Source organism: Streptomyces sp. RP5T (genome assembly GCF_003933965.1).
Classification (GTDB): Bacteria; Actinomycetota; Actinomycetes; order Streptomycetales; family Streptomycetaceae; genus Streptomyces.
This window is the reverse complement of the sequence record NZ_RSAJ01000079.1, coordinates 1-23,106: the sequence shown is the minus strand read 5'-3', so window position 1 is coordinate 23,106 and position 23,106 is coordinate 1. Positions and strand designations below refer to the sequence as shown.

At 71.0% G+C, this 23,106-nt stretch carries 23 protein-coding genes; 12 read left to right on the top strand and 11 right to left on the bottom strand.

All coding sequences use genetic code 11. The annotated features are described in order from the left end of the window. The first annotated feature begins 53 nt into the window (after window positions 1–53). Complete coding sequence (locus EHS43_RS11765) at window positions 54–1,097, top strand: zinc-dependent alcohol dehydrogenase family protein (RefSeq protein WP_125190499.1); 1,044 nt, start codon at window positions 54–56, stop codon at window positions 1,095–1,097. Window positions 1,098–1,161: 64 nt separating this feature from the next. On the opposite strand, the gene EHS43_RS11760 is transcribed toward EHS43_RS11765, so the two are convergent. The 4 genes from EHS43_RS11760 to EHS43_RS11745 all read right to left on the bottom strand — a co-directional run bounded on the left by EHS43_RS11760 (window position 1,162) and on the right by EHS43_RS11745 (window position 6,864). Next, window positions 1,162–2,169 carry a CopD family protein gene (locus EHS43_RS11760; protein ID WP_260470481.1) on the bottom strand — a complete coding sequence of 336 codons (1,008 nt, stop codon included), beginning with the start codon at window positions 2,167–2,169 and terminating at the stop codon, window positions 1,162–1,164. A 105-nt stretch (window positions 2,170–2,274) separates the two neighbouring features. Further along, on the bottom strand, window positions 2,275–3,606 hold the full coding sequence (locus EHS43_RS11755) for a CoA transferase (RefSeq protein WP_125190495.1): 1,332 nt from the start codon (window positions 3,604–3,606) through the stop codon (window positions 2,275–2,277). Between the two features lie 61 nt (window positions 3,607–3,667). Continuing rightward, complete coding sequence (locus tag EHS43_RS11750; RefSeq protein ID WP_125190493.1) at window positions 3,668–5,233, bottom strand: S8 family serine peptidase; 1,566 nt, start codon at window positions 5,231–5,233, stop codon at window positions 3,668–3,670. Between the two features lie 83 nt (window positions 5,234–5,316). Then, window positions 5,317–6,864, bottom strand: coding sequence for a S8 family serine peptidase (locus EHS43_RS11745; RefSeq protein ID WP_125190491.1), 1,548 nt, complete (start codon window positions 6,862–6,864; stop codon window positions 5,317–5,319). A 252-nt stretch (window positions 6,865–7,116) separates the two neighbouring features. Between EHS43_RS11745 and EHS43_RS11740 the strand changes: the two genes are divergently transcribed. From EHS43_RS11740 to moaA, 3 genes are all read left to right on the top strand, one after another. Further along, window positions 7,117–7,473: a DUF485 domain-containing protein gene (locus EHS43_RS11740; RefSeq protein WP_125190489.1), complete on the top strand. Its 357-nt coding sequence runs from the start codon at window positions 7,117–7,119 to the stop codon at window positions 7,471–7,473. After that, window positions 7,470–9,089 (top strand): cation acetate symporter, encoded by a 1,620-nt coding sequence (locus EHS43_RS11735; RefSeq protein WP_125190487.1) that lies wholly within the window; start codon window positions 7,470–7,472, stop codon window positions 9,087–9,089. The genes EHS43_RS11740 and EHS43_RS11735 overlap by 4 nt, the downstream gene beginning before the upstream one ends. A gap of 157 nt (window positions 9,090–9,246) precedes the next feature. Further along, window positions 9,247–10,236: a GTP 3',8-cyclase MoaA gene (gene moaA, locus EHS43_RS11730; protein WP_125190485.1), complete on the top strand. Its 990-nt coding sequence runs from the start codon at window positions 9,247–9,249 to the stop codon at window positions 10,234–10,236. Window positions 10,237–10,454: 218 nt separating this feature from the next. Here the strand turns inward: moaA and EHS43_RS11720 are convergent, their stop codons facing one another. Then, window positions 10,455–10,673, bottom strand: coding sequence for a hypothetical protein (locus EHS43_RS11720; RefSeq protein ID WP_125190483.1), 219 nt, complete (start codon window positions 10,671–10,673; stop codon window positions 10,455–10,457). A gap of 192 nt (window positions 10,674–10,865) precedes the next feature. Then, window positions 10,866–11,264 carry a DUF3099 domain-containing protein gene (locus EHS43_RS11715; RefSeq protein ID WP_260470480.1) on the bottom strand — a complete coding sequence of 133 codons (399 nt, stop codon included), beginning with the start codon at window positions 11,262–11,264 and terminating at the stop codon, window positions 10,866–10,868. Between the two features lie 246 nt (window positions 11,265–11,510). Between EHS43_RS11715 and EHS43_RS11710 the strand changes: the two genes are divergently transcribed. Then, window positions 11,511–11,789, top strand: a complete 279-nt coding sequence (locus EHS43_RS11710) for a GlsB/YeaQ/YmgE family stress response membrane protein (RefSeq protein ID WP_125190479.1) — start codon at window positions 11,511–11,513, stop codon at window positions 11,787–11,789. A gap of 86 nt (window positions 11,790–11,875) precedes the next feature. Here EHS43_RS11710 and tyrS read toward each other — a convergent pair whose 3' ends face one another. Genes tyrS through EHS43_RS11695 form a run of 3 tightly spaced genes read right to left on the bottom strand, consistent with a single transcriptional unit; the run spans window position 11,876 to window position 16,149 of the window. Next, window positions 11,876–13,144: a tyrosine--tRNA ligase gene (gene tyrS / locus EHS43_RS11705; protein WP_125190478.1), complete on the bottom strand. Its 1,269-nt coding sequence runs from the start codon at window positions 13,142–13,144 to the stop codon at window positions 11,876–11,878. A gap of 57 nt (window positions 13,145–13,201) precedes the next feature. Continuing rightward, window positions 13,202–14,596 (bottom strand): metallopeptidase TldD-related protein, encoded by a 1,395-nt coding sequence (locus EHS43_RS11700; protein WP_125190476.1) that lies wholly within the window; start codon window positions 14,594–14,596, stop codon window positions 13,202–13,204. Beyond that, entirely contained in the window at window positions 14,593–16,149 is a 1,557-nt protein-coding gene (locus EHS43_RS11695; protein WP_125190474.1) for a TldD/PmbA family protein, read from the bottom strand. The genes EHS43_RS11700 and EHS43_RS11695 overlap by 4 nt, the downstream gene beginning before the upstream one ends. Before the next feature lie 251 nt (window positions 16,150–16,400). On the opposite strand from EHS43_RS11695, the gene fabG reads away from it, so the two are divergent. The 3 genes from fabG (at window position 16,401) to EHS43_RS11680 (ending at window position 18,383) form a co-directional block, all read left to right on the top strand. After that, window positions 16,401–17,105, top strand: a complete 705-nt coding sequence (fabG, locus tag EHS43_RS11690; RefSeq protein ID WP_125190472.1) for a 3-oxoacyl-[acyl-carrier-protein] reductase — start codon at window positions 16,401–16,403, stop codon at window positions 17,103–17,105. Window positions 17,106–17,110: 5 nt separating this feature from the next. Continuing rightward, window positions 17,111–17,878 carry an enoyl-ACP reductase FabI gene (gene fabI / locus EHS43_RS11685; RefSeq protein ID WP_125190470.1) on the top strand — a complete coding sequence of 256 codons (768 nt, stop codon included), beginning with the start codon at window positions 17,111–17,113 and terminating at the stop codon, window positions 17,876–17,878. A 151-nt stretch (window positions 17,879–18,029) separates the two neighbouring features. Then, entirely contained in the window at window positions 18,030–18,383 is a 354-nt protein-coding gene (locus tag EHS43_RS11680; RefSeq protein WP_125190468.1) for a hypothetical protein, read from the top strand. On the opposite strand, the gene EHS43_RS11675 is transcribed toward EHS43_RS11680, so the two are convergent. After that, the gene (locus tag EHS43_RS11675; protein ID WP_125190467.1) at window positions 18,358–19,053 is read right to left on the bottom strand and encodes a FadR/GntR family transcriptional regulator; all 696 of its coding nucleotides are present in this window, start codon (window positions 19,051–19,053) and stop codon (window positions 18,358–18,360) included. The genes EHS43_RS11680 and EHS43_RS11675 overlap by 26 nt on opposite strands. Window positions 19,054–19,123: 70 nt before the next feature. Here EHS43_RS11675 and EHS43_RS11670 point away from each other — a divergent pair, with 70 nt between their 5' ends. The 4 genes from EHS43_RS11670 (at window position 19,124) to EHS43_RS11655 (ending at window position 21,632) form a co-directional block, all read left to right on the top strand. Beyond that, entirely contained in the window at window positions 19,124–20,500 is a 1,377-nt protein-coding gene (locus tag EHS43_RS11670; protein ID WP_125190466.1) for a CynX/NimT family MFS transporter, read from the top strand. Between the two features lie 49 nt (window positions 20,501–20,549). Beyond that, complete coding sequence (locus EHS43_RS47610; protein WP_086724758.1) at window positions 20,550–20,666, top strand: SGM_5486 family transporter-associated protein; 117 nt, start codon at window positions 20,550–20,552, stop codon at window positions 20,664–20,666. Window positions 20,667–20,841: 175 nt separating this feature from the next. Beyond that, a complete protein-coding gene (locus tag EHS43_RS11660; protein WP_125190465.1) occupies window positions 20,842–21,048 on the top strand; it encodes a hypothetical protein in 207 nt (68 codons plus the stop codon). A 65-nt stretch (window positions 21,049–21,113) separates the two neighbouring features. Next, complete coding sequence (locus EHS43_RS11655) at window positions 21,114–21,632, top strand: histidine phosphatase family protein (protein ID WP_125190464.1); 519 nt, start codon at window positions 21,114–21,116, stop codon at window positions 21,630–21,632. Window positions 21,633–21,720: 88 nt separating this feature from the next. Here EHS43_RS11655 and serB read toward each other — a convergent pair whose 3' ends face one another. Beyond that, entirely contained in the window at window positions 21,721–22,935 is a 1,215-nt protein-coding gene (serB, locus tag EHS43_RS11650) for a phosphoserine phosphatase SerB (RefSeq protein WP_125190463.1), read from the bottom strand. Between the last annotated feature and the right edge of the window lie 171 nt (window positions 22,936–23,106).

The following is a 23,106-nucleotide window of genomic DNA, read 5'->3' as shown; positions in this document are numbered from 1 at the left end:
CGCTCGACCACCCCCTGAGCGCCGCCACGCCCTCGCAGGAGAAGGACCCCGCCATGCGCGCCACCACCATCCACGCCCCCTACGACATGCGCGTGGAGGACGTGCCCGAGCCCGTGGTGCACCTGCCCACCGACGCCGTGCTCCGGGTGCTGCGCGCCTGCATCTGCGGCAGCGACCTGTGGGCGTACCGCGGCGAGGCTGCCCGGCAGCCGGGGCAGCGGATCGGCCACGAGTTCCTCGGTGTGGTCGAGGAGACCGGCTCCGAGGTCCGCACCCTCAAGCGCGGTGACCTCGTCGTCGCGCCCTTCGTGTGGTCCGACGGCGTCTGCGACTACTGCCGCGAGGGCCTGACCACCTCCTGCGAGCACGGCGGTTTCTGGGGGTCCGTCGGTTACGACGGCGGCCAGGGCGAGGCCGTCCGCGTCCCCTTCGCCGACGGCACCCTCGTACGGCTGCCCAAGGAGGCCGCCTCCGACGACCACCTGCTGGCCTCCCTGCTGACCCTCTCCGACGTCCTGGGCACCGGCCACCACGCGGCCCTCGGCGCCGGGGTCCGCCCGGGCGCCACGGTCGCCGTCGTCGGTGACGGAGCCGTCGGCCTGTGCGCGGTCCTGGCCGCCAAGCGGCTCGGCGCCGAACGGATCATCGCCCTGGGCCGCCACCAGGTCCGCACCGACATCGCGCGCCGGTTCGGCGCCACCGACATCGTCGCCCAGCGCGGGGACGCGGCCGTCGAGGAGGTCCGCGAACTCACCCGCGGCCAGGGCGCGCACGCCGTCATCGAGGCCGTCGGCACCGAGCAGTCCATGCGGACCGCGGTCGGCATCACCCGGGACGGCGGCGCCATCGGCTTCGTCGGCGTGCCGCACGGCAGCGGCACCGGTGTCGACCTCGACGTCCTGTTCGACCGGAACATCGCCCTGCGCGGTGGTGTCGCACCGGTCCGCGCCTACATCCCCGAGCTGCTCCCCGACGTCCTGGACGGCACGGTCGACGCCTCACCCGTGTTCGACATGACCGTCGGCCTGGAGGGCGTCCCGGACGGCTACAAGGCGATGGACGAACGCACCGCGCTCAAGGTCCTCGTCACCAACTAGCGGTCACCCACCAGCGTTCACCGACCAGCGGTCACCGACGAGCGGGCGGGTCACACAACGGCCCTCACCAGTGGATCGGCAGCGGCAGCGCCGTCAGCAGCCCCGACACCACGACCACCAGCCCCAGGGCGACGACTTCCACGCGGGCGGGAACACAGGCGGTCAGTGGGTCGGGGCCGCGACTCAGCCGGATCCTGGCCCACAGGGCGAGCGCGGCGACGACCGCCACGAGGAGCACCTTGGCGAGCAGGGCGCGCCCGTAGGCCGTGTCCGTCAGCTGCTCCAGGACCGTGCCGGGCGGCATGCGGCGCAGCGTGCTCCACACGCCGGTCGCGGACACGGCGGCGAGCAGAACGACGGCCACGCGCGCGTAGAGCCCGAGCAGCGCGGCGCCCGGCTCCACGGGGCCCCAGAGGCGCAGCGTCCGCAGCACGCACAGCAGGCCGCCCGCCCACAGGACCGCGCACGTGAGGTGAACCAGCGTCAGCCCGGAGCCGAGCAGTGGGGCGTGCTCGGTCGCCGGATGCGCGCGCAGGGCCTCCGCCGCGACCACGGCGGACAAGGGCCACGCCCGGACGGCCGGACGGTCCGAACGGGCGCACAGGGCGGCGATCAGGAACGCGTTGACCTCCAGCAGCGCGAGCTTCCCGTCCCGCGACGCGTACAGGCCGCCGACATCGATCCCGGAGAGGTCGCGGGGCATCAGATTGCCGGTCGCCACGACCGATGCCAGGCCGAGCGCGGCGAGCAACCCGGCGGCGGCCGCCAGGGGAGCCCAGGAGCGCGGGACACGCGGGGGAGTGCCGGGCACCGAGCGGACCAGCCGTCCCGCGAGCAGCTCGCCCAGCGGCACGCACAGGGCCGCGAAGAGCACCGCCCGCAGCAGGGCCACGACGCCGACGCCGGGCGCGGCGGCCTCCCCGGTGCCGTGCAGCGCGGCGGACGGACCGAGCAACGGTGTCGCCGTGGCCAGTGCCGCCAGCACGAGGACGGCGACCGCCCGGCGAGGGCCGGGGCGCCGCGGAGGACTGCCCCCGCCGGCCGCCTCGGAGGCGGGTCTCGTCAGGGTCACCGTACGATCCTGGCCACAACGGGCGGAACCGGGCAACTGAAACGAAACAAGTGGGGGTACGGCATTCCGGCCAGACATGGTGTTCCCGAGGCCGGTTCGGCCCGCTCATTGCCAGAGCGCGGCGTCCGTCCCCCACGGCACCGGCGGCCGGCCCCAGTCCACCGGGCCATCCTCGAAGGAGACCGGCGACAGCGCGTACCGCAGCCGTCCGAGCGCGCTGTCCCTCTCGGACAGCCAGGGCCCGGGACTGTCGTAGGGGCCGCTCTCGGCGTCCTCCGTGGCCGTCGCGGCCGTGGCGTCCAAGCCGTCGGTCAGCCACCGGGCCGTCCGCGCGAGCGCCAGCCGCACGAACCGGCTCCCGCCCTCGTGCGACTGCTCGGCCAGCGCCCGCAGCACGGCGGCCGCCAGCAGATAGCCCGTCCCGTGGTCGAGGGCCTGCGCGGGCAGGACTCCCGGCCGCTCCGCCGACCCCTCCAGCACCGCGATCCCGGTGGCCGCCTGCACGAGGCTGTCGAAGCCCCGCCGTTCCCGCCAGGGCCCGTAGGAGCCCCACGCCGACAACTGGGCGACCACCACCCCGGGCCGCCGCTCGGCCAGGGCCTCGGCGGACAGTCCGAACCGGTCCAGTGCACCCGGTCGGTACCCGGTGACGACCACGTCCGCCGCCGCGAGCAACTCCTCGAAGGTCTGCCGGTCGGTGGCCAGGTCGAGCGTCGCCGACCGCTTCCCGAGGCCCGTGTCGGCGTGCTGGTCCGGCAGTTCGGGCAGGTGCGGCGCGTCCAGGCGCAGGACGTCCGCGCCGAGCAGGGCGAGCGTGCGGGTGGCGACCGGACCCGCGAGCACCCGTGTCAGGTCCAGGACGCGCAGACCGGCGGCGGGGAGCAAGGGTGAGCCGCTGACCGGAGCGAAGGTACGCGTGCGTGCCGTGTCCAGCCGCCCCCGCTCGACGAGGGGCCGTCGGGCCACCTCGGCCGCCTGTGGATGAGCGGCCCACTGCTGAGGGGAGCGCAGGGCGACGGCGAGACCGCCGGCCGCGTACACGGCTTCCTCGACATCCAGGGCCGACCGCTCGGCGAGCGCCGCCTCGACGGCCGCCGTGTCCTCCGGCACCCCCAGCGCGTCGAGCAGCCGCGCCCGGTGGTGGGGGTAGTTCGCATGCGTTCGCACCCACCCGTCCGCCGTCCGCCAGAACCGGGACAGCGGTGCGAAGGTGACCGGGGCCCGGCCGTTGATCAACAGGTGACGCTCGCTCAGGAAGGCGGTGGCGACCGCCCCGTCGTCCACCCGGACCGTCGGCGCTTCGGCACGCCCGGCCCGCAGCGCGGCGAGCTCGGCGGCGGCCCGCGCGCACTCGGCCACGCAGGCTCGCGCCAGCTTCAGCACGGGAAGGCGCCCCTGGAGAGCGCCCTCCCGCACCACGAACTTGATTCTCATCATGACTGCACTATGCAGTATTGACTGAATCAATATATGGACGGACCTTGACCGTCCCGAACCGCTACTTCGTCACCGCGTCCAGGGCGTCCACCATGCCCCAGCCGTAGAAGCCGTTGCGGTTCTTGGACCCCTCGCACACCGCGTCGACCTTGCCGTCGCCGTTGATGTCGTACGGGTCCGTGCACGGCGTGGCGTCGGCCTCGGCGTACAGCAGCGCCTTCACCAGGGCCGGCGGAGCGTACGGGTGCGTCGACTTGATCAGGGCGGCCACGGCCGCGGCGTGCGGCGAGGCCATCGACGTACCGGCCATGTAGCCCCACTTGCCGCCGGGCAGCGTGCCCAGGATGAGGCCGCTGGTCGCGGGCGGAGCGGGCGTCTGGTAGGCCGTCGAGTCACCACCGGGCGCGGCGACGTCGATGACGCCCAGACCGTGGTTGGAGAAGGACGACTTGATGCCCTTGGCGCCGGTCGCCGCGACCGTCACGACACCCGGCAGCTGGGTCGGTATGTCGAAGCACTCCGACGGGTCGATCACCCGCTCCGAGGGCGTGCCGTCGTTGGGCGAGACCGGGTCGGTGATCTCGTCGGCCGCGAGGTCGTAGTTCTCGTTGCCGGCCGCGGCGACGTTCACCACGCCCCGCTTCTCCGCGTACCGCGAGGCCCGGGTGACCGCCTCCACGAGCGCCTTCTGGTCCGGGTCGTCGGTGCAGTTGAAGTACCACGGGTCGGTGTAATAGCTGTTGTTGGTGACGTCGACGCCGTGCGTGGCCGCCCACATGAAGCCGCAGACCACGGCCTCGGTGTAGAAGTACCCCGCGGTGGTCGACACCTTGATGCCCGCCACCTTCACGCCGGGCGCCACACCCGTCATGCCGACGCCGTTCTTGGCGGCCGCGATCTCACCGGCCACGTGCGTGCCGTGCGGGCTCTCCTCGGCGCTCGGCCGCCACGCCCCGTCGGCGGTGTCCGGCTTGCCCGTCACGCAGTTGACCGAGGCGGCCCGGTCGAAGTTCGGCGCGAGGTCCGGGTGGGTGTCGTCCACGCCGGTGTCGATCACGGCGACGGTCACCCTGCTGCTGCCGAGCGACTTCTCGTGCGCCTTGTCCGCCTTGATGGCCGGCAGATCCCACTGCAAGGACTCCAGCGGGTCCTGGCCGGCGTCGGCGGCGGCCTGCGCTGCGGCCATCTGCGACGAGCTGAGCGCCTTCGGCGTCCCCTCGTCGGTCGTCGACTGCGCGGGCAGCGGCGCGTTGCGCGTGTTGCCCGCCGACTCGACCCCGCGGACCTTGCGGATCGTCTTGGCGAAGTCGGGGTTCGACGAGTGGACGACGATCACGCCGATCTGGTCGTACGACGTCACGATCGTGCCGCCGGCCTTGCCGATGGCCTTCTTCACCTGGGCGGAAGGACCGTGCCCGGGGCGGACGTTGACGACGTAGCTGAGCGCCGTCCCGTCCGTGGCGGCGGCGGTGAGGACGTCGCTGACGGCGCCGGGGGCGGCGGCAGCCGTGCCGGACAGGTCCGTCGCGGACGCCGTGGCGCCCGGCAGGAACGCCATCGCCGTCGCGACGGCCATGCCGAGCGGGATCGCGAGCGTGCGCCGGTGGCGCGGGTGGAGCCCAGTCATGATGCGAATCTCTCCAGTTCGTTCTCGGGACGAGCGGACCGTGCGGGTGGTGCCTGATCGGGCGGAGTCCTGGGACCGGCGGGTCACTTGACCGCGCGCAGCGCGTTGACGATGCCGAAGCCGTAGAACCCGTTGACCCGGGTGCCGCCCTCGCACACCGCGTCCTGCGTGCCGTCACCGTCCTGGTCGTACGAGGCCGGGCAGCTCGTGGCGTCGGCCTGAGCCTTCAGCAGCGCCTGCAACTGGGCCGGACTCGCCTTCGGGTGCGTCGACTTCAGCAGGGCGGCGACGCCCGCGGCGTGCGGCGAGGCCATCGAGGTGCCCTGCAGGAAGCCGTACCCGCCGTTCGGCATGGTCGACAGGATGCGGCCGTTCTGCGACGGCGTGTCCGGGATCTGGTAGAGCCGGTCGCCACCGGGCGCCGCGACGTCGATGACGCCCTTGCCGTACGAGGAGTAGTACGACTTGAGGTTCTTGAAGCCCGTCGCGCTGACCGTGACGACACCCGGGAGCTGGGTCGGCACGTCGAAGCACTCGTGCGGGTCGACGGTCCGCTCCACCGGCGTCGAGTCGTCGGGGCTCGAATCGTCGACGAGGGCGTCGGAGTCCAGGTCGTCGTTGGAGTTGCCCGCCGACGCCAGGCTGAGCGTGCCCTTGCGCTGCGCGTACTGCTGCGCCCTGTTGACCGAATCAACAATGGCCCGCTGATCCGGATCGTCCATGCAGTTGTACAGCCACGGGTCAACGTAGTAGCTGTTGTTCGTGATCTCGACACCGTGGTCGGCGGCGAACACGAAGGCGCACACGACACTCTCGGGGTAGAAGAGGCCGTTGCTCCGGTCGGTCACGTTGATGGCGGACACCTTCACGCCGGGCGCGACCCCGGCCACGCCGATGCCGTTGCGGGCCGCGGCGATCTCGCCGGCCACGTGCGTGCCGTGGTAGTCGTCCGCGGTGTACGGCCGCCAGGAGCCCGGGGTGGTGTCCGGGACACCGCCGTCGCAGTTGGCCGACTGCGAGGCGGAGAAGTTCGGCGCGATGTCGGGGTGGGTGTCGTCGACGCCGGTGTCGATCACGGCGACGGTCACCCTGCGGCTGCCGGGGTTGATGCCCGCGGCCTTGTCGGCGCCTATCGCGCGCAGGTCCCACTGGTCGGCTTCCAGGGGCTCGCTGCCCGGCGTGGCGGCCGAGGCCTCGGCGACCTTCGCGGCCTGCGCGTCCGACAGGACCTGGACCGCGCCCTCGTCGGTCGTGCCCGCCGGGGTCAGGGCCGAGGTGCGGGTGGCGCCGGCCGACTGGACCCCGCGCACCGCGCGGATCTTCTGGGCGAAGTCCGGTGCCGAGGAGTGGACGACGATCACGCCGATCTTCTCGTACGCGATCACGACGGTGCCGCCGGCCGCCGGTATCGCCTTCTTCACCGCCGCGATCGTGCGGCGGTCCACCTTGGTGTTGACGACGTAGGACAGGTTCGTCGCGTCCGCGGCCCGGACCGTGCCCTCGCCGGAGGGCGCTGCCGAGGCCGCCGAGGGCAGGAAGCCGAGTGAGGCCGTGAGGGACAGCACGACGGGCACAGCGAGCGCGAGGCCGCCCCGGGAACGTCTTGAACGTCGGGAACGCGGCTGGGACATGGGGTCTCCACATCATCCGGAAACGAAACCGGCCCGAGACACAGGTGTCGCTCGGGCAGGTACATGACGGGTGGTGCAGGCCGAATCTATGTCCCGCAGTCGCTGGCCAGCAATGACTTCCCCAAGGTGAGTTCGGAAAGAAGCAAAGCCAGTTGAACCGGTCCCAGCGCGGCGCCGTGACCTTGAGCAGGGAGCGCGAGGACACTCGCCCCCGATCCCCGTCACAACCGCACCGCAACGCGAGGAGACTCCGTGGCCACCGACGCACCGCCACCCTCGAAAGAGACGCACAAACTCCCCACCACCGAGGAGTTCACCGAGGTGCAGGAGAGCGCGGAGTTCGGTGAACTGCGCCGCTCCTACCGTTCCTTCGCCTTCCCGCTGACCCTCGGCTTCATCGCCTGGTACCTGCTGTACGTCCTGCTCTCCAACTACGCGGGCGACTTCATGGGCACCAAGCTCTTCGGCAACATCAACGTGGCCCTGGCACTGGGCCTCGCGCAGTTCCTGACCACGTTCCTCATCGCCTGGTGGTACTCGCGCGTGGCCGCCGCCAAGTTCGACCCCAAGGCCGAGGCGATCAAGTCCCGGATGGAGGGCGGCGCATGAGCCCCGCGATCACCCTGGCGGCCGGAGAGGCCAGCGAGCACCGGCCGCTGATCATCAGCCTGTTCGCGGTCTTCGTCGTCGCGACCCTGGTCATCACGGTCTGGGCCGGACGCCAGACCAAGGACGCCTCCGACTTCTACGCGGGCGGACGGCAGTTCACCGGCTTCCAGAACGGTCTCGCCGTCTCCGGCGACTACATGTCCGCCGCGTCCTTCCTCGGCATCGCGGGCGCCATCGCCCTCTTCGGCTACGACGGCTTCCTGTACTCCATCGGCTTCCTGGTCGCCTGGCTCGTCGCCCTGCTCCTGGTCGCCGAGCCGCTGCGCAACTCCGGCCGCTACACGATGGGTGACGTCCTCGCGTACCGGATGCGCCAGCGCCCGGTCCGTACCGCGGCCGGCACCTCCACCATCGTCGTCTCGATCTTCTACCTGCTGGCCCAGATGGCGGGCGCGGGCGTCCTGGTCTCCCTGCTGCTCGGCATCACCAGCGACGCCGGCAAGATCGGCATCGTCGCCCTGGTCGGCGTCCTGATGATCGTGTACGTCACCATCGGCGGCATGAAGGGCACCACCTGGGTCCAGATGGTCAAGGCCGTCCTGCTGATCGCGGGCGCCCTGCTGCTGACCTTCCTGGTGCTGCTGAAGTTCGACTTCAACGTCTCCGACCTGCTCGGCTCCGCCGCCGACAACAGCGGCAAGGGCGCGGCCTTCCTGGAGCCCGGCCTGAAGTACGGCGCCACCGGCACCACCAAGCTGGACTTCATCTCGCTCGGCATCGCCCTGGTCCTCGGCACCGCGGGACTGCCGCACATCCTGATCCGCTTCTACACGGTGCCCACCGCCAAGGCCGCCCGGAAGTCGGTCATCTGGGCCATCGGCCTCATCGGCGCCTTCTACCTGATGACCCTCGCCCTCGGCTTCGGTGCGGCCGCGCTCATCAAACCGGACGAGATCATCGCCTCCAACAAGGCGGGCAACACGGCGGCACCGCTGCTGGCCCTGCATCTGGGCGGTGTCGACTCCAACTGGGGCGCGATCCTGCTGGCCACCATCTCGGCCGTCGCCTTCGCCACCATCCTCGCGGTCGTCGCCGGCCTCACCCTGGCCTCGTCCTCGTCCTTCGCGCACGACATCTACGCCAACGTCATCAAGCGCGGTCAGGCCACCGAGAAGCAGGAGATGAGCGCGGCCCGCTGGGCCACCGTCGGCATCGGCGCGGTCTCCATCCTGCTGGGCGCCCTCGCCCGCGACCTCAACGTCGCCGGCCTCGTCGCCCTGGCCTTCGCGGTCGCCGCCTCCGCGAACCTCCCGACGATCATCTACAGCCTCTTCTGGAAGCGGTTCACCACCTCCGGCGCCCTGTGGTCGATCTACGGCGGTCTCGTCACGGCGGTCGGCCTGGTGCTGTTCTCCCCGGTCGTCTCCGGCAAGCCCAGCTCGATGTTCCCGGACGTCGACTTCCACTGGTTCCCGCTGGAGAACCCGGGCATCATCTCGATCCCGGTCGGCTTCCTGCTCGGCGTCATCGGCACCTACCTCTCCAAGGAGGAGCCGGACAAGGGCAAGTACGCGGAACTGGAGGTCCGGTCCCTGACCGGCACCGGCGCACACTGACACGCCCCTCGGAGCGGCCGCCTCGTAGATCCCTACGACGCGGCCGCTTCGTACGTCGTCGGATCGGGCACTGTCGTTGTCAGTGACGTCACGTAGGCTCGCACGTGACGGAGAAAGACGAGTCCAGCACTGATCCGCGACGAGGGAGGGGGCCCACGTGCTCATCGACACCTACGGCCGGCAGGCCACCGACCTGAGGGTCTCGCTGACCGACCGCTGCAATCTGCGGTGCACGTACTGCATGCCGGAAGAGGGCCTGCAGTGGCTGGCCAAGCCCGACCTGCTCACCGACGACGAGATCGTCCGCCTGATCGACATCGCCGTCACCTCCCTCGGTATCGAGGAAGTCCGCTTCACCGGCGGCGAGCCCCTTCTGCGCCCCGGCCTGGTCGGCATCGTCGAGCGCGTCGCGGCCCTGGACCCCCGCCCCCAGATGTCCCTCACGACCAACGGCATCGGCCTCAAGCGCACCGCGAAGGCCCTGAAGGCGGCAGGCCTGGACCGGGTCAACGTCTCTCTGGACACCCTCCGCCCGGACGTCTTCAAGACCCTCACCCGCCGGGACCGCCACCGGGACGTCCTGGAGGGCCTGGACGCGGCCCGCGACGCCGGTCTGACCCCCGTCAAGGTGAACTCCGTCCTGATGCCGGGGCTCAACGACGACGAGGCCCCCGACCTCCTCGCCTGGGCCGTGGAGCACGACTACGAACTGCGCTTCATCGAGCAGATGCCCCTGGACGCCCAGCACGGCTGGAAGCGCGACGGCATGATCACCGCCGGGGACATCCTGACCTCCCTGCGCACCCGCTTCGAGCTCACCGAGGAGGGGGCGGACAAGCGCGGCTCGGCCCCCGCGGAGCGCTGGATCGTCGACGGCGGCCCCCATGTGGTCGGCGTCATAGCCTCGGTCACCCGCCCCTTCTGCGCGGCCTGCGACCGCACCCGTCTCACCGCCGACGGCCAGGTGCGCACCTGTCTGTTCGCCCGCGAGGAGACAGACCTCCGGGCCGCCCTGCGCTCCGACGCCGGTGACGAGGAGATCGCCCGCATCTGGCGCGAGGCGATGTGGGGCAAGAAGGCGGGCGCGGGCCTGGACGACCCGACATTCGTCCAGCCGGACCGCCCGATGTCCGCGATCGGGGGCTAGGGCGTGTTGCGAAAGTCCCGCCTGCCTCGCGACGCCATGCACGCGCCCCCATCCTCGAACCTGCTGCGCAGGGCTCGGACGGGGGGACCCCCTTCGCCGCACCGGGCGAAAGCCCAAGTACATCCAGTACGAGGGCTTCCGCCCGGCACGCCGAGAGCACGCACCTGACGCCGCGAGGCCCGCCCTTCGGGCGAACGACGGGACTTTCGCAACACGCCCTAGGCCCCCTCGGGTGCCTGCCAGTCCTCGAACTTCACGACGTCCTTGAGGAAGCCCCGCACCCCGAGGAACTGCGACAGGTGCTCCCGGTGCTCCTCGCAGGCCAGCCAGGTCTTCCGCCGCTCCGGCGTGTGGATCTTCGGGTTGTTCCACGCGAGCACCCACACGGCGTCGACGTGGCAGCCCTTCGCGGAGCAGATCGGGGTCTGGTCAGTCACGGAAATTCGTCTCACAACCGGGGTGGAAAAGGCGACGCCGAGCAGCCACGGGGGGAGCTGCCCGGCGTCGGTCTGTCGCTCCGACGGGGGATGCGGAGCGCGTACGAAGTATGTCACGGGTAACCCTCGACCCGGCACCGGAACAACATGATTGATCTGAGCTTTTCTTGAGCTTGGTGACAGCGGAACGCGTCACGTCCGCTCGCGCGGTTCACCCCGGGCGCCCGGCTCCGTGCTGTCCGCGCCGCCTTCCGGCATGGATTCCGCGAAGTCGTCCTCGGCCCGCGGCGGCATGATCATCTGCCGGAAGGGAGCGGTCACGAAGGTCGACGGCAGCGAGGGTGCGTTCTCCCGCCCCGCGTTGGCGATGACGACGGCGATATAGGGCAGAACGGCCCCCAGGACCAGCGCCACGATCGCGACGTGCCGTTCCACGTTCCAGAGGGTGGCCGCGAGCACCACCGACAGCGTACGGACCGTCATCGAGATGACGTACCGGCGCTGACGTCCGCGCACGTCGTCCTGAAGGCTCGTCCGGGCTCCGGTGATCCGGAACACCTCGGCGCTGCCGCCGCCATGCTGCTTCCGCATCACATTCCACCATCCGCCCGCATCGGACTGTTCCCGGCTCCGCATCCGCGCCGTACCCGGTGGAGGTACCGGACCCGGACTGCTTCCACGTTACGCCGCGCCTGCGCCGCCTTCGAGACCGGGGCACCTCCCGCCTGGGCCGACGGCCTCACCCCCGGCGCGTACGGTCGTACCCCGCATGCGGCGTAGGGCGTACGGACGGACACTGTCCGTAATGCTCACGTAGAGCCGTACGAGGAGGCAGCCATGGGCTGGTTGTGGGCGATCATCGTGGGATTCGTGCTGGGCCTGATCGCCAAGGCGGTCATCCCCGGCAAGCAGCACAGTCCTCTCTGGCTGACCACCATCTTCGGCATGCTGGGCGCCGTCGCGGGCAACGCCATGGCCCGCGGGTTCGGCGTGGAGGAAACCCCCGGCATCGACTGGAGCCGTCACATCTTCCAGCTCATCGCCGCGATCATCATCGTGGCCGTCGGCGACATGCTCTACATGGCGACGTTCGGGAAGAGAAAGCTGCGGGCCTGACCGAAGCCGCGGAACCTGACCGAAGCGGCGGAACCTGACCGAAGCAGCGGAAAGGGGCGCGGACAATCTCCGCGCCCCTTTCGTGTTCACGCTCCGGTGACCTCCACAGCGGCGAGGTTCTTCTTCCCGCGCCGCAGCACCAGCCAACGATCGTGCAGCAGGTCCTGCGGAGCGGGGACGGCGTCCTCAGCGGTGATCTTCACGTTGTTCACGTAGGCACCGCCTTCCTTGATCGTCCTGCGCGCGGCCGACTTGCTGGCGACCAGTCCCGTCTCGGCCAGCAGGTCGACCACCTGGGCCAACCGGTCGACCTTGATGTTCGGCACCTCCGAGAGCGCCGCGGTCAGCGTCCGCTCGTCCAGCTCCGCCAGCTCACCCTGCCCGAAGAGCGCACGGCTCGCGGCCATCACCGCGGCCGTCTGGTCCGCGCCGTGCACCAGCGTGGTCAGCTCCTCGGCCAGCGCCCGCTGCGCGGCCCGGGCCTGCGGCCGCTCCTCGGTCTGCTTCTCCAGCTCCTCCAGCTCCTCGCGGGACCTGAAGGACAGGATGCGCATGTACGTGGAGATGTCCCGGTCGTCCACGTTCAGCCAGAACTGGTAGAACGCGTACGGCGTCGTCATCTCCGGGTCGAGCCAGACGGCGCCGCCCTCGGTCTTGCCGAACTTGGTGCCGTCCGCCTTCACCATCAGCGGCGTCGCCAGGCAGTGCACCGAGGCGTGCGGCTCCAGCCGGTGGATCAGGTCGAGCCCCGCCGTGAGGTTGCCCCACTGGTCGCTGCCGCCCTGCTGGAGCGTGCAGCCGTAGCGCCGGTACAGCTCCAGGAAGTCCATGCCCTGCAGCAGCTGGTAACTGAACTCCGTGTAGCTGATGCCCTCCTGGGACTCCAGCCGGCGTGCGACCGAGTCCTTGGTGAGCATCTTGTTGACGCGGAAGTGCTTGCCGATGTCCCGCAGGAACTCGATGGCGGACATCCCGGCCGTCCAGTCCAGGTTGTTCACCATGGTCGCGGCGTTCTCGCCCTCGAAGGACAGGAACGGCTCGATCTGGGCGCGCAGCCGGGTGACCCAGTTCGCGACGGTCTCCGGGTCGTTCAACGTGCGCTCGGCCGTGGGGCGCGGGTCGCCGATCTGGCCGGTCGCCCCGCCCACCAGCGCCAGCGGGCGCAGGCCTGCCTGCTGGAGCCGGCGCATGGTGAGGACCTGCACCAGGTGACCGACGTGCAGACTGGCCGCGGTCGGGTCGAAGCCGCAATAGAACGTGACGGGACCGTCCGCGAGCGCCTTGCGCAAAGCGTCCTCGTCAGTGGACAGGGCCCACAGCCCACGCCACTTCAGCTCGTCGACGATGTCCGTCACGGTTCTCGTATCTCCTCGGAATGTCCTCGGGCAGTCGGGTGACTACCGGCTACGAGGTTATACGCCCTGACTGACAGAACTCATATTGAAATCCGGGACCCGCAACGCCGGCATCGCGGCCCTGGTGAACCAGTCGCTCCACTCCCTCGGCAGCGTCTTCTCCGTCCGCCCCGCCTCCGTCGCCCGCCCCAGCACGTCGACCGGCGACTCGTTGAACCGGAAGTTGTTGACCTCGCCGACCACCTCGCCGTTCTCGACGAGGTACACGCCGTCCCGGGTCAGCCCGGTCAGCAGCAGCGTGGCGGGGTCGACCTCGCGGATGTACCAGAGGCAGGTCAGCAGCAGTCCCCGCGTGGTGTTCGCGACCATCTCCTCCAGGGAGACGTCCTGGCCGCCGTCCAGGATCAGGTTGCCGATCGCCGGGGCGACGGGCAGCCCGGTCAGGCCCGCGCTGTGCCGGGTGGTGGTCAGATGCGCCAGCGTGCCCCGCCGCACCCACTCGGTCGCCCCGACCGGAAGGCCGTTGTCGAACACCGACTGATCGCCCCCGGAGGAGTGCGCGACGACGAACGGCGCGGTCTCAAGGCCGGGCTCGTTCGGGTCGCTGCGCAGCGACAGCGGCAGATCGGTCAGTTTCTCGCCGACCCGGGTGCCGCCGCCCGGCTTGGAGAACACCGTCCGCCCCTCGACCGCGTCCCGGCCCGACGCCGACCACAACTGGTAGATCAGCAGGTCCGCGACCGCGGTCGGCGGCAGCAGCGTCTCGTAGCGGCCCGCGGGCAGCTCGACGCGCCGCTCGGCCCATCCCAGGCGTACGGCGAGCTCGGCGTCCAGCGCCGTCGGGTCGACGTCCCTGAAGTCCCGCGTGGAGCGTCCGGCCCAGGCCGAGCGGGTGCGGTCCGGCGACTTGGCGTTGAGCTCCAGCGTGCCGCTGGGCTGGTCGTGGCGCAGCCGCAGCCCCGTGGAGGTGCCCACGTACGTCGAGACGAGCTCGTGGTTGGCGAAGCCGTACAGCTCCCGGCCGCCCGCACGCGCGCGTGCGAAGGACTCGCCGAGCGCCGGCGCGAAGTCGGCGAAGACGGCCGAGGAGGTCTCGGCGGGCGCGTCCGTGAAGTCCGGGGACTCCGGCACGCCCGTGACCAGCGGCTGGGCGTCCTCGGCGGGCGCGGCACCGCGGGCTGCCGCTTCGGCGGCCCGTACCAGCGGCTCCAGCTCGTCCGCGGTCACCGCGGAGCGGGAGACCACCCCGGAGGCGGTGCCCTCCTTGCCGTCGACGGTCGCGACGACCGTGAGCGTGCGCCCGCGCGTGACACCGTTCGTCGTGAGCGCGTTGCCCGCCCAGCGCAGGTTGGCGGTCGACTGCTCGTCGGCGATCACGACACAGCCGTCCGCCCGCGACAGCGCGAGGGCCCGCTCGACGATCTCGTACGGCTTGTTGGTACGCGGGCTCATCGACCGGCCTCCTGCGTGGTGTTCAGAATGTTGACGCCCTTGAAGAGGGCCGACGGGCAGCCGTGCGACACCGCCGCGACCTGCCCCGGCTGGGCCTTGCCGCAGTTGAACGCACCGCCGAGGACATAGGTCTGCGGGCCGCCCACCGCGGCCATCGAGCCCCAGAAGTCGGTGGTGGTCGCCTGGTAGGCGACGTCCCGCAGCTGCCCGGTGATCCGTCCGTTCTCGATCCTGAAGAACCGCTGGCCGGTGAACTGGAAGTTGTAGCGCTGCATGTCGATGGACCAGGACCGGTCCCCGACCACGTAGATGCCGCGGTCCACGCTGCCGATGAGGTCCTCCGTCGACATGCCCGCCGGGTCCGGCTGCAGCGACACGTTGGCCATGCGCTGCACCGGGACGTGCCCGGGGGAGTCGGCGTAGGCGCAGCCGTTGGACCGCTCGAACCCGGTCAGCTTCGCGATCCGCCGGTCCAGCTGGTAGCCGACCAGCGTGCCGTCCTTCACCAGGTCCCAGGACTGCCCCTCGACGCCCTCGTCGTCGTAGCCGATGGTCGCGAGGCCGTGCTCGGCGGTGCGGTCACCGGTGACGTTCATCAGCTCGGAGCCGTAGCGCAGCTTGCCGAGCTGGTCGAAGGTGGCGAAGGAGGTGCCGGCGTAGGCGGCCTCGTAGCCGAGCGCGCGGTCCAGCTCGGTGGCGTGGCCGATGGACTCGTGGATGGTCAGCCAGAGGTTGGACGGGTCGACGACGAGGTCGTACAGGCCCGCCTCGACGCTCGGCGCCCGCATCTTCTCGGCGAGCAGCTCCGGGATCTGCTCCAGCTCGCTCTCCCAGTCCCAGCCGGTGCCCGTGAGATACTCCCAGCCGCGTCCGACGGGCGGCGCGAGGGTCCGCATGGAGTCGAACTCGCCGCTGGACTCGTCGACCGAGACGGCCGTCAGCTGCGGGTGCAGCCGGACCCGCTGCTGCGTGGTGACCGTGCCCGCGGTGTCGGCATAGAACTTGTTCTCATGGACGGTGAGCAGCGAGGCGTCGACGTGGTTGACCCCGTTCGCCCCGAGCAGCCGCGCGCTCCAGTCCGCGAGCAGCGCCGCCTTCTCCTCGTCCGGCACCGAGAACGGGTCGATCTCGTACGACGAGATCCACGTACGGTCGGCGTGCACCGGCTCGTCGGCCAGCTCCACCTTTCCCCACTGCCCGAAAGGCGTGGGAGGTGCCCCCGCGTCGGACCCGGCCGCCCGGATCACCTGCGCGGACAGTTTCGCCATGGCCACGGCCTGCGAGGCGACCTTCGCGGCGGCGTCCAGGGTCAGGTCCACGCCCGACGCGAAGCCCCAGGTGCCGCCGTGCACGACCCGCACCGCGTACCCGAGGTCGGTGGTGTCCGAGGACCCGGACGGCTTGGCGTCCCTGAGCCGCCAGGACGCGCTGCGCACCCGCTCGAACCGGAAGTCCGCGTGCTCGGCCCCGAGCGCACGCGCGCGTGCCAGCGCGGCGTCGGCGAGAGCACGTAGGGGAAGCGCTGTGAAGGCTTCGTCGATGGTATGAGGCACCTGGGTCTCTTCCTGTCGGCACGGGGGTGGGTGACGGCTGGTCCGATCATGTCGCGGCGACCGGTGCCCGGACCACACGTTTGTGACCGCCACCGGCAACTTTCTGTAGGGACCCGACAGCGAGTCCCGTAAGCCACTGTCGGTGCCCGAATGTCCTCCGGTCGGACCGGCCCGATAGGTTTTCGGGGAAGCCGCCTGTCATCCAGGGTGTTCGGGCGGATGTGTCAGACCCCAAGGGAAAGGGTGATCCGTTGAGCCGCTCGGTTCTCGTCACCGGAGGCAACCGGGGCATCGGCCTCGCCATCGCCCGCGCGTTCGCCGATGCCGGCGACAAGGTCGCCATCACGTACCGCTCGGGCGAGCCGCCGGCCGGCTTCCTGGCCGTCAAGTGCGACATCACCGACACCGAGCAGGTGGAGCAGGCCTACAAGGAGATCGAGGCCGAGCACGGCCCGGTCGAGGTCCTGATCGCCAACGCCGGCATCACCAAGGACCAGCTCCTGATGCGGATGTCCGAGGAGGACTTCACCTCGGTCGTCGACACCAACCTCACCGGCACCTTCCGCGTCGTCAAGCGCGCCAACCGCGCCATGCTGCGCGCCAAGAAGGGCCGGGTCGTCCTGATCTCCTCGGTCGTCGGCCTCTACGGCGGCCCCGGCCAGGCCAACTACGCGGCCTCCAAGGCCGCCCTGGTCGGCTTCGCCCGCTCGCTCGCCCGTGAGCTGGGCTCGCGCAACATCACCTTCAACGTCGTCGCGCCCGGCTTCGTCGACACCGACATGACCAAGGCGCTCACCGACGAGCAGCGCGAGGGCATCGTGAAGCAGGTGCCGCTCGGCCGTTACGCGCAGCCCGAGGAGGTCGCCGCGACGGTGCGGTTCCTGGCCTCGGACGACGCCTCGTACATCACTGGAGCCGTCATTCCCGTTGACGGCGGACTGGGAATGGGTCACTGAACACCATGAGCGGAATTCTCGAGGGCAAGCGCGTCCTGATCACCGGTGTGCTGATGGAGTCCTCCATCGCCTTCCACGCCGCGAAGCTGGCCCAGGAGCAGGGCGCCGAGATCATCCTGACCGCGTTCCCGCGGCCCACGCTGACCGAGCGCATCGCCAAGAAGCTCCCCAAGCCCACCAAGGTCATCGAGCTCGACGTCACCAACGACGAGCACATGGGCCGCCTGGCCGACGTGGTCGGCGAGGAGCTCGGCGGCCTCGACGGCGTCGTGCACTCCATCGGCTTCGCGCCGCAGGACGCGCTCGGCGGCAACTTCCTGAACACGCCGTTCGAGTCCGTGGCCACGGCCATGCACGTCTCGGCGTACTCCCTGAAGTCGCTGACCATGGCCTGCCTGCCGCTGATGCAGAACGGCGGCTCGGTCGTCGGCCTCACCTTCGACGCGCAGTACGCGTGGCCGCAGTACGACTGGATGGGCCCGGCGAAGGCCGCCCTGGAGGCCACCAGCCGCTACATCGCCCGCGACCTGGGCAAGCAGAACATCCGCTGCAACCTGATCTCCGCGGGCCCGATCGGCTCCATGGCCGCCAAGTCCATCCCGGGCTTCAGCGACCTGGCCGCCGTCTGGGACGACCGCTCCCCGCTGGAGTGGGACCTCAAGGACCCGGAGCCGGCCGGCAAGGGCATCGTCGCCCTGCTGAGCGACTGGTTCCCGAAGACCACGGGCGAGATCATCCACGTGGACGGCGGCCTGCACGCCATCGGCGCCTGATCTCCGTACGGCGTCGACGCCCCGTTCCCCCAGGGAGCGGGGCGTCCCCCGTTCGGCCTACCAGGCCGGGCGCGCACGGTCCGCAACTGGGCACCCTGGATTACGCGTTCATTCGCGATTCCCTCCCCAGTACGGCCGAGGAGGTCCCCTTGTGCGCCTGTCCCGCAGTCTGGCCTCAGTGACCGCAGCCGTCTGTCTCGTGATGTCCCTGTCGTACGAAGCGATGTCGAACCCGCGCGTGGAGAAGCCCCGAGCCGTCGCCTCGGAGCTGTTCGGCGCGTCCTGCCGCAGCAAGGTCACCGGATCCCGGGTGACCACCTACTGCCACAACCCCTATCCGCGCACCGACGGCGTCCGTCTGCACATCGAGTGCGAACGCTGGTGGGACCTCGACACCGACAGCGCCGAGGTCGCGGCCGGGCCCGCGCAGACCGTCCGGCTGACCGGCCGGTGCTGGAAAGAGGTCCGCTCGGTGTGGGTCAGCCACCGGAAGCTGGCGCGCTGAACCGGCCCGGACGGCACAGGAAGGGGTAGCCGGCCGCCTCCTCGGCGGCCGCCGCCGTGTCGCCCGCGCGGATCGCGTCGACGAGCCGGGCGTGGTCCATGTACATCTCCGGCGTCAGCTCCTCGCCGACGTCCTCGCGCAGCCAGTCCCGCAGCACCGCGCCGAGGTCCGCGTACATCTCGGTCATCACGTCGTTGTGCGAGGCGGCCACGACCGCCAGGTGGAAGGTGGTGTCCGCCGTCACGAAGGCCTCCGCGTCGCCCGACGCCCAGGCCTCGTCGCGCCGCACGAGGAGCGCGTCGAGCTGCCCGAGGTCCTTCTCGGTGCGCCGCTCGGCGGCCAGCCGTGCCGCGGACGACTCCAGGGTGGAGCGCAGCTCGGCGACGTGCCGGGGGTCCGCGTCGGCGAACCTGCGGTGCATCACGCCCGCCAGCTCGCTGGTGGCCACGACGTAAGTCCCCGAGCCCTGGCGGATGTCCAGCAGGCCGTTGTGGGCGAGCGCGCGGACGGCCTCACGGACGGTGTTGCGGGCCACCCCGAGCTGCTCGACCAGCTCCGGCTCGGTCGGGATCCGGGAACCGACCGGCCACTCGCCCGAGGTGATCTGGGTGCGCAGTGCGGCGATGACCTGCTCGGACAGCGCCGAACGGCGGGGATGGCTCAGGGGCATGGCACACCTTCGCACGGACGGGACGGCAGCGGGCGACCCGAGGATGGACAACCAATCATCCTATGATTCTATGATGGGGGACATGGCAAGCGAGGAAACCCGCACGGTGAAGTCCACGACGGCACGCCCCGACGCGAACGCCGGCCACTCCGCGGCCGATCCGGAAGTGGCAGCCGCAGTGCCCGGCCCGCGCGCGTGGGCGGTGCGTCTGGTCGTCGTCGGCATCGTGCTGTCAGCGCTCAACCTCCGCCCCGCCATCACCAGCCTCGGCGCCCTCCTCGAAGAGGTGCGCGACGGGCTCGGCATGAGCGGCAGCGTGGCCGGCCTGCTCACCTCGGTGCCCCCGCTGTGCTTCGCCGTCTTCGGCGTCACCGCCCCCCGCCTGGCCCGCCGCTTCGGTGCGGGCGCGGTGGTGTGCGCGGGCATGGTCGCCATCACGACGGGCCTGCTCGTACGGCCGTACACGGGCTCCACGGCGGGCTTCCTGGCCGCCAGTGCCCTCGCGCTCATGGGCATCGCCGTCAGCAACGTCCTGATGCCCGTCATCGTCAAGCGCTGGTTCCCGGACCGGGTCGGCTCCATGACGGGCCTGTACTCGATGGCCCTGGCCCTCGGCACCTCGGCGGCGGCCGCCGTGACCGTCCCGGTGACCGAGGCGCTGGGCGGCAGCTGGCAGTCCGGACTGACGGTGTGGGCGGTCCTGGCCGCGGCGGCCGTCCTGCCGTGGATCCCGCTCGTACGGGACCGGGGGCCGGCGTCGAGCGAGCCGACGGCGGGCCGGGACACGGCCCGGAGCGTGCACACGCGCGTGGAGGGCGCTGGACCCGTCCGGCACGTGCACGCGCGCGTGGAGCCGCCCGCGCTGCGGATCACCCGGAGCCGGACCGCCTGGGCGCTCGCCGTCTTCTTCGGGCTCCAGGCCACCGCCGCCTACATCACCATGGGCTGGATGGCGCAGATCTTCCGGGACGCGGGCGTGCCCGCGGGCACCGCCGGGCTGCTGCTGGCCGTCACGATGGTCATGGGCGTCCCGCTGGCCTTCGTCATCCCGCGCCTGGCCACCCGGCTGCCGCACCAGGGCCCCATCGTCGTCGCGCTCGGCGTCTGCGGCCTCGCCGGATACGCGGGCCTGTACCTCGCCCCCGCCGCCGGCGCCTGGGCCTGGGCCGTCCTGCTCGGCGTCTCCAACTGCGCCTTCCCGCTGGCCCTGACCATGGTCGGGATGCGCGCCAGGACCGGCGCGGGCGTCGCCCAGCTGTCCGCGTTCGCGCAGAGCACCGGCTACCTGATCTCCATCCCGGGACCGCTCCTGGTGGGCGTGCTCTACCAGCACAGCGGCGGCTGGGGCCTGCCGATCGCGCTCATGATCGGCCTGATGATCCCGCAGATGGCGGTCGGCGTGCTGGCGGGCCGCGACCGTACGGTGGAGGACGAGGCCGCCCGCTGAGACCACCCCTGGCGGGCCAGGCGAGAGACCGGGATGCGAGACTTGCCGTATGCCAGTGCTCGACCCGAACCCCCAGAACGGCCAGAAGAAGATGCTGCTGGTCTTCGGCTCCTTCTTCGCCATCTTCGTCGTCATCGCGATCATCGCGACGATCGCCTCACCCTGACCCGGCTCACGCGCTTCCGGGTCGGGGGTGGGGTTAACCCCCCATCCCCTAGGGGGCGAGTGTCAGGGTCAACTGGGTGGATCACCGGATGGGTTGAGGGCCGCCGGATCCGTACCTTCGAGACGTGACCGCGGGAAGCGGCGCACAGAGGACTCGGAGACCAGCGGAGGCACTCATGTCGGCCCCTACGCACACCCCGCCCCACCCGGCGACCCGGGGCGGCGTCGACATCCGGCTGCCCTGGTGGGCGCTCGCCCTGCCGGCGCTCGCCTTCGTGGCGCTCCTGGCCCTCATCCTCAATCCCGCCGACGCGCACGCGGCCTCCGGCGACCCCCTCGTCACCCAGCTCCTGGCGCGAGCGCAGCAGCTCATCACGGGCTGAGCACCCCTGAAGCCGCCCGTCAACTCCCTGCGCCCCATGGCCTGTTTCATGCGAAGCTGGATTCCATGAGCGTCGCAGATCCCCGCAGGATTGTCCTTTTCCGGCATGCGAAAGCCGACTGGCCACAGGTGACCGACCACGAGCGGCCGCTCGCCGACCGGGGCCGAAAAGATGCAGCGGAAGCCGGACGACGGCTGGTCGACTCCGGCATCCCGCTGGACCTGGCCCTCTGCTCCACCGCGACCCGGACCCGCGAGACCTGGAAGCTCGCCGTGCAGGAGTTCCCGCACCGGCCGAAAACGGTCTACGAGGAGCGGATCTACGAGGCCTCTCCCGGTGAGCTGATCGCCCTGCTGAACGAGACCCCGGACGACGTGCACAACGCCGTCATGATCGGCCACAACCCCGGTGTGCAGGGCCTCGCCGAGATCCTCGCGGGCGCCGCCGAGGGAGACACGCGCCGGCGGATGAGCGACCGCGGGTTCCCGGCCGCCGCCTTCGCCGTCCTGTCGTTCAGCGGCCCCTGGAAGGCCCTGGAGCCCGGCGTGGCCACCCTCGTCGAGTACTGGGCGCCCTCCGACTGACGACACACCCCTCCCCGCCCGCGCGAGAAACACCAGGGGCCCGGCACCGTCACGGTGCCGGGCCCCTGCCGATCCGTCTCGTCGGAGGTCAGCCCTCCTCGTGCGCGTCCGCCGCCTCGACCTCTTCACGGGTGACGCCCAGCAGATACAGCACGGTGTCCAGGAAAGGAACGTTCACCGCGGTGTGCGCGGCCTCCCGCACCACCGGCTTGGCGTTGAAGGCGACACCCAGCCCAGCCGCGTTCAGCATGTCCAGGTCATTGGCGCCGTCGCCGATCGCCACCGTCTGGGACAGCGGCACCCCCGCCTCGGCCGCGAACCGGCGCAGCAGCCGCGCCTTGCCCGCACGGTCCACGATCTCCCCGGTGACCCGGCCCGTCAGCTTCCCGTCGACGATCTCCAGCGTGTTCGCCTGGGCGAAGTCCAGCCCCAGCCGCTCCTGCAGGTCGTCGGTCACCTGGGTGAACCCACCCGAGACGACCCCCACTTGGAAGCCGAGCCGCTTCAGCGTCCGGATCAGGGTGCGCGCACCCGGTGTCAGCCGGACCTCGCTGCGCACCTTGTCGACGATCGAGGCGTCCAGCCCCTCCAGCAGCGCCACACGCGCGTGCAGCGACTGCTCGAAGTCCAGCTCGCCGCGCATCGCGGCCGCGGTCACCTCGGCGACCTCGTCCTCGCAACCGGCGTGCGCGGCGAAGAGCTCGATCACCTCGTCCTGGATGAGCGTGGAGTCCACGTCCATGACGACGAGCCGCTGCGCCCGGCGATGCAGACCGGCGGCGACCACGGCGACGTCCACGCCGAGCTTGCCGGCATCCGTCACCAGGGCGGTGCGCAGCGGCTCGGTCTCGACCCCGGACACCGCGAACTCGACGGCCGTGACGGGGTACTTGGCCAGCCGGAAGATACGGTCGATGTTGCCGCCCGCCTTGGCGATCTTGGCGGCGATCGCGGCGGTGGCCTCCGCGGTCAGCGGATGACCGAGCACGGTGACCAGGGAGCGTCCCAGGCCCCGCGGCCGGTTGTCACCGAGACCGGAGATGATCTCCGCCTGCATCTTGATCGACTCGGCCCAGCTGTGGACGGTCGCCCGCAGGTCGCCCTCCAGCGCCCGGGGCGGCGCGATCACGAGCGCGCACAGCACCATCCGGCCACGCGTGACGACCTGCTCGATGTCGACGACGTCGACCGAGTAGGCGGCGAGGGTGTCGAACAGGCCGGCCGTGATGCCCGGCCTGTCCTTCCCGAAGATCTTGACGAGAAGGGTGGGGACGTCGGAGAACGAGGTCTGCTCAGCGCTCATGGTGCTCCCACCGTATCCGGCACCCAGTGCCTTCTGCTCCCGCGGTCCGTCTGACGGACACGGAACACTGGGTGTCGGACGGGTGGCGAGATCCTTACCGGGGGGACACGGGCACACCTCCGTCAGTGAGCCCCGCGTGTTCCCTGCCCGGTCAGCGGCGCCCCTTCGGGC